This window comes from Pseudomonas sp. R76, assembly GCF_009834565.1.
In the GTDB taxonomy this organism is placed as follows: domain Bacteria; phylum Pseudomonadota; class Gammaproteobacteria; order Pseudomonadales; family Pseudomonadaceae; genus Aquipseudomonas.
Genome location: NZ_CP019428.1, coordinates 1072567 through 1084029, shown reverse-complemented (window position 1 = coordinate 1084029; position 11463 = coordinate 1072567). Strand labels below are relative to the sequence as shown.

At 61.0% G+C, this 11463-nt stretch carries 14 protein-coding genes and 1 tRNA gene; 8 read left to right on the top strand and 7 right to left on the bottom strand.

The window, feature by feature from the left end; all coding sequences use genetic code 11:
• Nucleotides 1–21 precede the first annotated feature (21 nt).
• Nucleotides 22–2178 carry a DUF1631 domain-containing protein gene (locus PspR76_RS04795; RefSeq protein ID WP_159954191.1) on the bottom strand — a complete coding sequence of 719 codons (2157 nt, stop codon included), beginning with the start codon at nt 2176–2178 and terminating at the stop codon, nt 22–24.
• Nucleotides 2179–2423: 245 nt separating this feature from the next.
• Here PspR76_RS04795 and nadC point away from each other — a divergent pair, with 245 nt between their 5' ends.
• Entirely contained in the window at nt 2424–3272 is an 849-nt protein-coding gene (gene nadC, locus PspR76_RS04790; protein ID WP_159954190.1) for a carboxylating nicotinate-nucleotide diphosphorylase, read from the top strand.
• Between the two features lie 260 nt (nt 3273–3532).
• On the opposite strand, the gene PspR76_RS04785 is transcribed toward nadC, so the two are convergent.
• The 3 genes from PspR76_RS04785 to PspR76_RS04775 all read right to left on the bottom strand — a co-directional run bounded on the left by PspR76_RS04785 (nt 3533) and on the right by PspR76_RS04775 (nt 4556).
• Nucleotides 3533–3838 (bottom strand): DUF6388 family protein, encoded by a 306-nt coding sequence (locus PspR76_RS04785; protein ID WP_159954189.1) that lies wholly within the window; start codon nt 3836–3838, stop codon nt 3533–3535.
• Between the two features lie 167 nt (nt 3839–4005).
• A tRNA-Thr gene (locus PspR76_RS04780) sits at nt 4006–4078 on the bottom strand.
• Nucleotides 4079–4142: 64 nt separating this feature from the next.
• Entirely contained in the window at nt 4143–4556 is a 414-nt protein-coding gene (locus tag PspR76_RS04775; protein ID WP_159961324.1) for a pilin, read from the bottom strand.
• A gap of 203 nt (nt 4557–4759) precedes the next feature.
• Here PspR76_RS04775 and PspR76_RS04770 point away from each other — a divergent pair, with 203 nt between their 5' ends.
• Genes PspR76_RS04770 through yacG form a run of 4 tightly spaced genes read left to right on the top strand, consistent with a single transcriptional unit; the run spans nt 4760 to nt 7648 of the window.
• Nucleotides 4760–5968, top strand: a complete 1209-nt coding sequence (locus PspR76_RS04770; RefSeq protein ID WP_159954188.1) for a type II secretion system F family protein — start codon at nt 4760–4762, stop codon at nt 5966–5968.
• A complete protein-coding gene (locus PspR76_RS04765; protein WP_159954187.1) occupies nt 5965–6831 on the top strand; it encodes a prepilin peptidase in 867 nt (288 codons plus the stop codon). The genes PspR76_RS04770 and PspR76_RS04765 overlap by 4 nt, the downstream gene beginning before the upstream one ends.
• Nucleotides 6828–7451 (top strand): dephospho-CoA kinase, encoded by a 624-nt coding sequence (gene coaE, locus PspR76_RS04760; protein WP_159954186.1) that lies wholly within the window; start codon nt 6828–6830, stop codon nt 7449–7451. Before PspR76_RS04765 ends, coaE begins: the two co-directional genes overlap by 4 nt.
• On the top strand, nt 7448–7648 hold the full coding sequence (yacG, locus tag PspR76_RS04755; RefSeq protein ID WP_159954185.1) for a DNA gyrase inhibitor YacG: 201 nt from the start codon (nt 7448–7450) through the stop codon (nt 7646–7648). The genes coaE and yacG overlap by 4 nt, the downstream gene beginning before the upstream one ends.
• Here the strand turns inward: yacG and PspR76_RS04750 are convergent.
• The 3 genes from PspR76_RS04750 to PspR76_RS04740 all read right to left on the bottom strand — a co-directional run bounded on the left by PspR76_RS04750 (nt 7645) and on the right by PspR76_RS04740 (nt 9080).
• The gene (locus PspR76_RS04750) at nt 7645–7860 is read right to left on the bottom strand and encodes a hypothetical protein (protein ID WP_003171680.1); all 216 of its coding nucleotides are present in this window, start codon (nt 7858–7860) and stop codon (nt 7645–7647) included. The genes yacG and PspR76_RS04750 overlap by 4 nt on opposite strands.
• Before the next feature lie 66 nt (nt 7861–7926).
• Complete coding sequence (locus PspR76_RS04745; RefSeq protein WP_159954184.1) at nt 7927–8616, bottom strand: energy-coupling factor ABC transporter permease; 690 nt, start codon at nt 8614–8616, stop codon at nt 7927–7929.
• Entirely contained in the window at nt 8613–9080 is a 468-nt protein-coding gene (locus PspR76_RS04740; RefSeq protein ID WP_159954183.1) for an FAD/FMN-containing dehydrogenase, read from the bottom strand. The genes PspR76_RS04745 and PspR76_RS04740 overlap by 4 nt, the downstream gene beginning before the upstream one ends.
• A gap of 100 nt (nt 9081–9180) precedes the next feature.
• On the opposite strand from PspR76_RS04740, the gene PspR76_RS04735 reads away from it, so the two are divergent.
• The 3 genes from PspR76_RS04735 (at nt 9181) to PspR76_RS04725 (ending at nt 11432) form a co-directional block, all read left to right on the top strand.
• Complete coding sequence (locus tag PspR76_RS04735) at nt 9181–9810, top strand: DUF1780 domain-containing protein (RefSeq protein ID WP_159954182.1); 630 nt, start codon at nt 9181–9183, stop codon at nt 9808–9810.
• Between the two features lie 89 nt (nt 9811–9899).
• On the top strand, nt 9900–10073 hold the full coding sequence (locus PspR76_RS04730; protein WP_064450648.1) for a DUF3094 family protein: 174 nt from the start codon (nt 9900–9902) through the stop codon (nt 10071–10073).
• 60 nt (nt 10074–10133) lie between these two features.
• Nucleotides 10134–11432, top strand: a complete 1299-nt coding sequence (locus PspR76_RS04725; protein WP_159954181.1) for an NAD(P)/FAD-dependent oxidoreductase — start codon at nt 10134–10136, stop codon at nt 11430–11432.
• Nucleotides 11433–11463 lie beyond the last annotated feature (31 nt).

Sequence of the window (11463 nt, the reverse complement as noted above, 5' to 3'; positions counted from 1 at the left end):
CGTTCAGCCCTGCGGTTGCGATCACTTGCCGCGATTGAGTTGACGCAGGTTGCCCACCACGCACGCCAGCGCACGGTCGAACAGCGGTTTATCGTCCAAGGTGCGCAGCGCGTCGCGTTTAAACGCCATGGCCAATTGGCCGGCGCTTTTCTCCAGGACTTTGAGCCCGGTACGGCTGACAAAAATATAGGTATTGGCCGGTGCCATGATCGCCGTCAGCTTGCACCGCAAGCAGGTGCCTGCGCCTTGCCGATACTCAAACCAGCCGCCGATGCGCAGTTGGTGGGCCTTGAGCAGGTCCGGATCATCGCTCGGCAGCTCTTCGACGGGGTCAGGCACCCCGGCACTGAATGAAAAGGGCTCGCGCACCTTGATCAACGTGTCGATGCCCTCGCCTTCGCAAGACTGAAGGTGCATGGCCTGTAACCGCACAAAAAATTCACGCGTGCTGAAGGGATCGAATGCCGCGCTGGTCAAGCCGTTGCGCAATGCCGCGAGCAGCCCGGGCAGTTGCTCCAGCAGGTGCCGGCCAGCTTGCGTGTCTTGCTGCAGGCCCACACTCCAGATCAACTCGTCCATGGTGCGCACCGCCGCCTGCCATTGCACCGACTGTTCGTCGTGCTTGAGGCTGGCCAGCAACAACACCTGGCTCCAGGCCTGCTGGAGAAACTGCACCACCGATTGTGGCAATACCTTGCCCAGCAAACGCCGGTTAAGCAGGTCGGCTACACGCTCACGGGCGGCTTGCGTGCGCACGCGCCCTTCTTCGGCCTCACGGGTGTGCTGTTCAAGCAGCTCGCTACGGCGACGCTCATCCGAGGTAAACGCCGTGAACTGCGCGAGCAGTTGGGAAAAAATCGCCGGGTCTTCGACAAAATCATTCAACAGGCACTGAACCACCTGCTCAATCTGCAGATACAGGCTGTCATGCTGATAGTCCGCGTGCGGGCTCCAGCCCATGGCGGCTGAAGCAATCTCATTAAGCAGTCGCCGCGCCGGGTGGCTGGTACGGCTGAAGAAACTCTTGTCCAGCACCGCGACTTTCAACATCGGGATCTGCAGGCTCGCGATCAGGCCCTTGAAGGCCGCAGGCACGGTGCGGTCGTTAAGGATGAACTCGAACAGCAAGGCGATCAGGTTGATCACGTCCTCGTCCGCTTCTTCCACGACGCGGGATTTACCACTCTTGACGCTGACCCGGGTCAACAACTGCCCAAGCTGGTTGCGCAGGTCGAAATCATCCTCAACCTCGGGTTCCGGCACGTATTGCTGCAGGTGCGAGAGCAACCGCAACAGGTCACGCGTGGCAATGGGTTGCGGCTCGGCGCTGGCTTCCAGGGTCGGCGCTACGCTGCCACGCACGGCAGCCAGCAATTTCTGCAGGGCGGCGAAGGCTTCCTGGCCGGTTTCATCAAGGGGCTGGTCGACGCTGGGCGAGCCGCCCTCATGCTGTTGTTCGCGCGCCGCCCGCCCGCCGGGTCGACGTGACGGCACCGCCTTGAGCTCAGGCAACACCCCGGTGGCAACCAGTAACTGGTTGGCTTCGCCGAACAACTGGTCAGCGTCACTGAGCACATACTTTTCAAACAGCTTGAGCATGATCAGCTTGACGCGGATCTCCACCCCCAGGCTGCGTCCTGCACGCAAAAAGAACTCACACAGCAGTGCCGGTCCCAGCGGGTTATCGCGCTCATCCAGGGGCTTGCCGAGCAACACGCTCAAGCGCGCAGTCAATTGCCCCAGCGCCAGGCCATCGCGATGCCGCACCCGACCAAGCATGGCCTCCAGCGCCACGGCTTTTTCCAGCTCATCGCTGGACGTACCGGGCGCCGCGTCAAAGGAGACCACCGGCACCAAGTGCGGATCGCCCCGCCCGGCTTGCCCCAGGCTGGCGAACGCGGCGAACAGCTGCTCCATGAACACGCGTTCGAAATTCTTGCGCTTGAGGCGCAAGTCGCGCATGGCTTCAAAGAAAATGTGATGGTCAACGTTGCTGCGAGCCTTGTCGGCCATTTCGAACAGGGTGTCGTCGGCGTTATCGAACAACTCCTGCAAGCCTTGTTGCAGTTGTTGAGCAGCCTTGTCACGCACCTGCAGCAACACCACCGGCAAGCGCGCGAGCGGCGATGGCGTGGCCTGTGCCTTGTTGATTGGCACCACCTTCCCGTCAATGTGCATCCTGGCCTCCTGAAACGGCGGTGTTGGGGTGGGGAAATATCGGCGACAGGCCCCATTAGGGCTGCAAAAAGCCGTTTATCACCAGGACGTCAAAGCTATGACGCCAATTGCAAGGCGCGAGATTATCTTGCAAATGAGGGTAGTTGCGCCAGCAAACTCTGCCGTTACGCTGCAAATGAGTGGTGAGCCTGTGTTCATCGCTGCACTGCCCCTATAATCGAGGCACTTTGTTTGTGGAGCCTGTTATGCCGAATCTCCGTCTTGCCGACCTCACCGCCGAAATCGAAGCCAACGTGCGCCGCGCACTGCTGGAAGACATCGGCAGCGGCGACATCACTGCGCAACTGATCCCGGCCGAACGGCTGGCCAAGGCCACGATCATTACCCGCGACGCGGCCGTTATTGCCGGCACCGCCTGGGTGGACGCCGTCTTCCGCCAACTCGACCCGCGGGTTGCAGTGCATTGGCAGGTGGCCGACGGTGAGCGCGTCAGCCCCAACCAGGCGTTGTTCCATCTGGAAGGCCCGGCCCGCTCGCTGCTGAGCGGTGAACGCTGTGCACTGAATTTTCTGCAAATGTTGTCAGGCGTCGCCACCCGCGCTCAGTCCCTGGCAGACTTTGTCGCAACCACCCAGGTCAAGCTGCTGGACACCCGCAAAACCCTGCCGGGCCTGCGCCTGGCGCAGAAATACGCGGTGACCTGCGGCGGTTGCCATAACCACCGCATCGGCCTGTATGACGCGTTCCTGATCAAGGAAAACCATATCGCGGCCTGTGGCGGCATTGCCCAGGCAATTACGGCGGCCCACAAGATCGCCCCGGGCAAGCCAGTCGAAATCGAAGTGGAAAGTTTGGATGAGTTGCGCGAAGCCCTGGCGGCGGGCGCCGATATCATCATGCTCGACGAGTTGAGCCTGGATGACATGCGTGAGGCGGTGCGCCTGAACGCCGGCAAAGCCAAATTGGAAGCCAGCGGCGGGATCAATGAAACCACCCTGTTGCCCATCGCTGAAACCGGGGTGGATTACATCTCCATCGGCGCGATGACCAAGGATGTGAAGGCGGTGGATTTGTCGATGCGCCTCAGTCTCTGAGGCACATGACCGAAAATTGTGCGGCTGCTTGTTGCGGTGAGCGGGGCAGTCGTGGCGAGCGGGCTTGCCCCGCGTTGGGGCGCGAAGCGGCCCTGAAACCAGACGCCAGGGTGTAACTGGAACTACGCGGTGCCTGTATTGGGGCCGCTTCGCAGCCCAACGCGGGGCAAGCCCGCTCGCCACAACAAACCCACTAACCCGTTCAAGCCACTCGCCAACCAAGCGCGCCTTCCACAACAAGCTCGCGTCAGACTTGGTGCTTAGATCGCGAGGTTGCTCATCCCGCAATACTCGTTCCAGTCGACACCCAGCACCTCGGCGGCCTCCTTGTGCAAGGCCAGGCGTGCGGCTTCGAATTCTTCCGGAGTCGAGGTGTACTTGAGCGTCAGCTCCCACGGCTGCAGGCCCTGGGCCTCGGCCTCATCCTCAAATGCCCATTGGATCTGATCGCGCTGATCATCAGCACTCAGGTCCTTGATCTCGTCCAGCAGTTCCGGCGACTCCGCGACGTACTTTTTGAGGGCTGCTTCGTGCCGCTCTTCCTGGGTCATTTCTGGTGTGGTCATGTTGTTCTCTTAGATCGAGGAATGGGGATGCATCTGGGTCATCAAGGTTGCGCAGATACGAAAGAGCGGGCACGAATGCCGGCTCGTCTGGCCTTCAGAACCATTCTGGGATCATCTGAAAACAGTGCTGCCTTTGAAACGCTGCCTTTGAAACAGTATTGCCTTTGTGCCCGAGACAGGAATCGAACCTGCGACCTTCGCGTTACGAGTGCGCTGCTCTACCGGCTGAGCTACACGGGCGGTGGGCTAAAGCTAGCACCGCATTGGGCGTGCAGCAACTAACTCGCCCACCGCCCAGCGGCAATCAGGCCCCGTCGGCGCCGCAACCCTTTACAACGTATTGCGCGTCGGCGTTGGTAGCGCACTTCCAGCCCGTGGTGGCGCTGCGCGTCAAGGTGATGGTCTTGCCCAGCACGGGCGCAGGCGCATCAAGGATTTCACAGCTGATGGAACCGGCGCCGGTCGCCACATCACCGGCCACGTCGATCTTGCAATTGGCGGTGGGGCTGATGCCACCGATCAAGGCAAGGGTCGGCACGGTGCCCTGGTTGAGGGTGTCTTCGAAACCGGCCTTCAGCGCCGAGATTTCGGCCAAACCCGCCGTCAACTTGGCCTTGGCCTGATGCTTGGTGTACAGGGGCAAACAGACGGTGGCCAAAATGCCGATGATTGCCACGACGATCAATAACTCAATCAAGGTAAAGCCTTTCTGACGCATCACTTTCACTCTCCAGATATAGAACTCATAACAAGGCGCGTCCTGCGCCCCGCAGTATGCAGCGGCGCCAGTGTACTCATGCGCGAGCGGCCAATCGCGCGTAAGACGCACAATCTGACATTTTACTCCCCGCCGCCAGCCTGTCCGAATCCCGCAGCTGACTAAGCTATAAATCTTCAACGAGCTGCGTGCGGAAACGTGACATGAATGACACTGCAACGATCTACGCCTGGGAAGGCATCAACCGCAAAGGGCGCAGGGTGTCCGGGCACACCGTCGGCCAAAACCTGGCGCTGATCAAGGCGCAGCTACGCCAGCAAGGGATCTGCCCCGGCCGTGTGCGCAAGAAGACCACACGCCTGCCACGCTTCGCGCCGCCGATAAAACCCGCCGATATTGCCTTGTTCACGCGCCAGTTGGCGACATTGCTGAAGGCTGGCATTCCGTTGCTGCAAGCCTTCGACATTATCCGCGAAGGCTTCGATAGCCGCCCGATGCGCGAGCTGGTCAGGGCCTTGAAACAGGAGATCGCCGCCGGCAACAACCTCGCCGCAGCACTGCGTAAGCACCCTCGTCACTTCGATGACCTGTATTGCAACCTGGTGGCCGCCGGTGAGCAGGCCGGCGCGCTGGAAACCCTGCTGGAGCGGGTCGCCGTGCACTTGGAAAAAAGCCAGCTGCTCAAGGCACGCATCAAGAAGGCCATGACCTACCCCATCGCCGTCATCGTGGTCGCCTGCGTGGTCAGCAGCGTCCTGCTGATTCATGTGGTGCCGCAGTTCCAGAACCTGTTTGCCGGGGTCGACGGCCAACTGCCCGACCTGACGTTGACGGTGATTGCCCTGTCCGAATTCCTCCAGCGCGCCTGGTGGATGCTTGCGCTTGGCGTGGCCGCCACCCTGGCGGGCCTGCGCCAGGCCTACCGCGCAGCGCCAGGTTTTCGTCACTGGCTGGATACCGGTTTGTTGAACGCGCCGCTGGCAGGCACACTGCTGAAAAAAACCGCCGTGGCTCGCTATGCCCGCACACTCTCGACCACCTTTGCCGCGGGCGTGCCCTTGGTGCAGGCGTTGGATTCCGTGGCAGGCGCGGTGGGTAATGGGTTGTTCAAACAGGCGATCGAGCATATGCGTCACGATGTATCCACAGGCATGCCGTTGCATCAATCCATGGCCAGCAAGGGGCTGTTTCCCGGTATGGCGGTCCAGATGACGGCGATTGGCGAAGAATCCGGCACCCTCGACACCCTGCTGGAAAAAGTCGCCAATCACTACGAGGCCGACGTGGACAACCTGGTCGACAACCTCACCAGCCTGATGGAGCCGCTGATCATGGTGGTACTGGGTGGCATTGTCGGCACCTTGGTCATCGCCATGTACTTGCCGGTATTCCAAATGGGGTCGGCATTTTGAACCTGTTGCTTCAGGAAGAGCCTTGGGTCTTTGTCGCGATAGCGCTGCTGCTTGGGCTGATCGTCGGCAGTTTCCTCAATGTGCTGGTGTGGCGCCTGCCGAAGATGCTCGAGCGCGAGTGGCGCGGCCAGGCCCAGGAAGTGCTCGGCTTGCCTGCCGACCCTGCGGGCGCCAGGTATAACTTGATGCATCCCGGTTCGTGCTGCCCGCAGTGCAACCATCCGATTCGCGCCTGGGAAAATATTCCGCTGCTCAGCTACCTGCTGCTCAAGGGCCGTTGCGCCCATTGTCGTGAACCCATCAGTGCCCGCTACCCTTTCACCGAGTTGGCCTGCGCGCTGATCTCGGCGACAGTTGCCTGGCATTTCGGCTTCGGCTGGCAAGCCGGCGCGGTGATGTTGCTGAGTTGGGGCTTGCTGGCGATGAGCCTGATCGACGTGGACCATCAATTGCTGCCCGACGTTCTGGTGCTGCCGCTGTTATGGCTGGGGTTGATCCTCAACAGCGCTGACGTGCTGACATCGCTGCCCGATGCGCTCTGGGGCGCGGTCATTGGTTATTTGAGCCTGTGGACGGTGTTCTGGCTGTTCAAGGTGGTTACCGGCAAGGACGGCATGGGCTATGGCGACTTCAAGTTATTGGCCTTGCTCGGCGCCTGGGGTGGCTGGCAGATTTTGCCGATGACACTGCTGATGTCGTCGCTGCTGGGAGTAGCTGCCGGGATGGTTCTGTTGCGCTTGCGCAAGCCCCAGGCATCGATTCCGATGCCGTTTGGTCCATGCCTGGCGATTGCCGGCTGGATTGCATTGCTCTGGGGTGGTCAAATAACCGACTTCTATTTGCAGTCTGTCGGTTTCAGATGACCACTTCTGTCGCAACACCTTGGATTCTTGGCCTCACTGGCGGCATCGGCAGTGGTAAAAGCGCGGCGGCCAAGCACTTTATGGAACTGGGCATCGACTTGATCGACGCCGACCATGCCGCCCGCTGGGTGGTCGAGCCCGGCCGGCCGGCACTGGCGCAGATCGCTGAGCATTTTGGTGCGGGCGTATTGCAGCCCGACGGCCAGTTGGACCGCGCCGCGCTGCGCAAGCTGATCTTTGAAGTACCCGAAGAGCGTCGCTGGCTGGAGGCCTTGCTGCACCCGCTGATCGGTGAGGAAATTCGCAGCCATCTGGCGCGCGCGCAGTCGCCTTACGCGATTCTGGTGTCACCGCTGCTGATCGAGTCCGGCCAGTACAGCATGACCCAACGCATCCTGGTGATCGACGTGCCGCAATCACTGCAGATTCAGCGTACCCTGCAGCGCGACGGCATCAGCGAGCAGCAGGTGCAGGCAATTCTGAAGGCCCAGTCGAGCCGTGAAGACCGCCTGAACCATGCCGATGACGTGCTGGTCAATGACCAGGACCTCGCCTGGTTGCACAGCGAGGTCGAGCGACTGCACCACTTTTACCTTACTTTGCGTGGAGGCCGATCATGAGCCAACCTATGACCGTCGATTGCCCAACCTGCGGTGCACCCGTGGAATGGAAAGCGACCAACCCGAACCGGCCGTTCTGCTCGGACCGTTGCAAACTCATCGACCTCGGCGCCTGGGCGTCGGAAGAGCACAAGATTCCGGTCAGCCCGGATGCCGAGGACGAGCTGTTCTCCGAAGACTTTCAGCCTAAACACTAAGGCCGCATAAAGGCGTATTCCTGCTGGTCGTCGAGGTTCTCTGCAAGGTATTGCAGCTCGTCGGCCAGGTCTTCGAAACTGCGCACACCTTTGCTCTGCTGCACCACCGCACTGAGCATGGCGCGCAGGGTAAGGCCTGGGTCAAAACCGATTTCCTGGGCTGCGTCCTGGCTTCTGCGCAACTCCTGCCGTGCCCACTCGTACACACTCATCATTCAAGCCTCTAGAAGAATTTCGCAGAGCATGGGCGTGCGCGTCAGCCCGGGATTTGACCTGGATCAACGCTGCGTATCGTCATCCTTCCAGGGCGCCGAGAGATAGCGCGTGCGGTTGAACGTCTCCAGCCATTCCGGGCAAAACACCACCAGGGCACTGACGACCATGCCGTTGATAAAGGCTTCGGGGAAGATAATCAGCCACAGGTAGCCGACGAAGTCTTCCAGCCATTCCGGCATTGCGAAACGGCCGTCGAACCACAGCAGCCCCAATGCCGCCAAAAGACAGAGCAGCGCCGACAGCGCGGCGGCAAAAAAGCCGGAGCAGAAGATATACACGAAGGGATTGCGTGGTTGCGCCCGCTCGACCAGCACCGCGCAGGCTTCGGTCACCAGCACCGGCAGCACGATCAGCAGCACGCCATTGATGCCGACAGCGGCCAGATCCTGACGCCCCAGCAGCACCAACCCGAACTGCGCGGCCAACCCGCCGACGATTGCCAATGGCCAATCGAGCAGCAGCGTGACGGCAGTCATGCCGATAAAGTGGTAGGACACGCCGGTATCAAAATCCCGCCGTACCAGCCACAACATGAACAGCGCGAATACCGTGCCGAACAGCAAATGCTGACGCCGACGGTCGGCAAATAGCTCGACCCATGGCGAGCGCAGGATCGCCCACATCACCACCGGCACATACAGCAGCCAGCCGATGCTGAGGGTTTGCGGCGCCAGCACGGCGGCGCTGATCACGGCTTCACCTGCTCCAGTGCCTGGCGCAACTCGGCAGCCGAACTGTATTCGTGTTGCGCGACCAACTTGCCGTTATCGAGTTGCAGCCACAGCACCTTATCCACAGCCCCTGGATAACGCGGGGCGATACGCGCATCGCGGTCGAGCATGACTCGGTAGTTGTAGGCCTGCATGGCCGGCACGGCGAACAGCTTGGCAATTAGCCGGGGCATGCGCTGGATATCGGCAACAAACACGGCGTGCCGCGCGTCGAGATAGCCTTTGGGCTGGCCTTGCAGCGCAGCATCTACCAGCTTGGCGGCGTCCATACTGCGGGCAACCAATAGAATCTGCGCTTGGTCATCCAGGGTGTAGGCTTGGTCGAACTGGTCGAGCAAGGTCCACGGCGCCACGCGTTCACCAACTTCGATGGCTTGGGCCCACAAGGGCAAAAGGCTCAAAAACAGCACTACAAAACACTTCACCGCGTACTCCTTGGTTCGGATGACAGTCGAGTCGCCAGTCTACACCGGCGTTTTAAAGCAAGACTTCCTGCGGTCATCATTTGGACGCTAAGCTGCAAATATGGATGACTCAGATTATCTGCGCCTGCTCACCGTAGCGGCCGAACAAGCCAATGCGTTCCTGTCCAATGCCCGCAAATGGGAGCGTGAGCGTTGGGTCTGCCAGCGCCTGCTGCAAGGCTTGAATGTGCCCTATCGGGCCAAGGAGTTTCATGCCGCCGGTCAAGAGCCGCCGGATGTGCTGTTTCGCGACGCCAGTTTCGAAGTGTTTTTCGTGCTGGATGAAGGGCGCCGCCTGAACGACGAATGGCGCGATGAACTGCTGCGTAGGCGCAGTGCGTTTTCCCTGAGCCAATTGGTACGGCGCGAGGCCAAGCCGCGGCGCATCCCGGCCCATGAGTTCCTGCTGCGCCTGGCGCCGACCCTGCGTAAAAAAGCGCACAACTATAAAGAGCGCGGCATGGACCTGGGCGAGCTGGACCTCATCGCCTTCACCAGCCTCAAGCGCGAAGTGCTGGACCTCAACAGCCATTTCCCACCGCCCACCGAATATTTACGCCAGGGCTGGCGCTCGTTGTCGCTGGTAGGGCCGACCTTTGCCCGCGTGCTGTTCGCCCATCCGGATGCACCGGACTTCTTGCGCAACAACCTGGGGCGCAGCATAGTATTCGACGTGGGCATCAGCCTGTGACGCGGGCACAGGCTACGCTTGTGGCGATGCCGCCAATCTCCTGACTGTAACGTGGCGCCCTTTCGCAACGTCTACCTGACGAGGCCTTTATGACCAGCCGCCTGAACCCCGATGACCAACAGCATGTCGAAGAGTACCTGCAACTCTCCCAGAACCGAGTCGAGCGCAAGCCTTTCCGGCCGTGGCTGCTCCTTGGTGTGGTGCTGGTGGCGGTGATCGGGCTTGGTCTGCTGAGCCGCCTTTTGAGTTACCTGACGCTATGAGCTGCCTGGCGCTCGCGGGGGTAACTGCTCCGATTTCTTTTAGCCTTGCGAGATATCCCCATGACCCATCGTATTATTATCGTCGGCGGCGGCGCCGGCGGCCTGGAGTTGGCTACCCGCCTGGGTAAGACTCTGGGCAAGCGCGGCACCGCCAGCATCACGCTGGTGGACGCCAACCTGACCCATATCTGGAAGCCGTTGCTGCACGAAGTGGCGGCCGGTTCGCTGAACTCTTCCGAAGACGAACTCAACTATGTCGCCCAGGCCAAATGGAACCACTTCGAGTTCCAACTGGGGCGCATGAGCGGGCTCGACCGTGAACAGAAGAAGATCCAGCTGGCCGCCACCCTCGATGAAGAGGGCCGCGAACTGGTGCCTGCGCGCGTGCTGGGCTATGACAGCCTGGTGATCGCGGTCGGCAGCACCACCAATGACTTCGGCACCGAGGGCGCGGCGCAGCACTGCCTGTTCCTCGACACGCGCAAGCAGGCCGAGCGTTTCCACCAGCAGTTGCTGAACCACTACCTGCGCGCCCATGCCGGGCAGACCGATACCATTGAACAGATCAGCGTCGCCATCGTCGGCGCCGGTGCCACCGGCGTCGAACTGGCCGCCGAGCTGCATAACGCCGCCCATGAACTGGCGGCCTATGGCCTGGACCGGATCAAACCGGAAAACATGCACATCACCCTGATCGAAGCCGGCCCACGGGTATTGCCCGCGCTGCCGGAGCGCATTGGCGGGCCTGTGCATAAAACCCTGGAAAAACTCGGGGTCACCGTGCTGACCAACTCGGCGGTCAGCGAAGTGACGGCCGACGCCCTGATCACCAGCAGCGGCCAGGTCATCCCGGCCAGCCTCAAGGTGTGGGCGGCCGGTATTCGTGCGCCAGGCTTCCTCAAGGACATCGATGGCCTGGAAACCAACCGCATCAACCAGCTCCAAGTGCTGCCGACACTGCAGACCACCTGCGACGAAAATATCTTCGCCTTCGGCGACTGCGCCGCCTGCCCGCAACCGGGCACCGACCGCAACGTACCGCCACGCGCCCAAGCGGCTCACCAGCAGGCGTCGTTGCTGGCCAAGTCGCTGAAACTGCGCATCGAAGGCAAGGACCTGCCGTCGTACAAGTACACCGACTACGGCTCACTGATCTCGCTGTCGCGGTTCTCGGCTGTGGGTAACTTGATGGGCAACCTGACCGGCAGCGTGATGCTTGAAGGTTGGTTGGCGCGGATGTTCTACGTGTCGCTGTACCGCATGCACCAGATGGCGTTGTACGGTTTTTTCCGCACGGCGATGCTGATGCTGGGCAGCAAGATTGGGCGCGGGACTGAGCCGAGGCTCAAACTGCACTGATCGGCTGAACGGCAACAAAAAAATCCCCCCG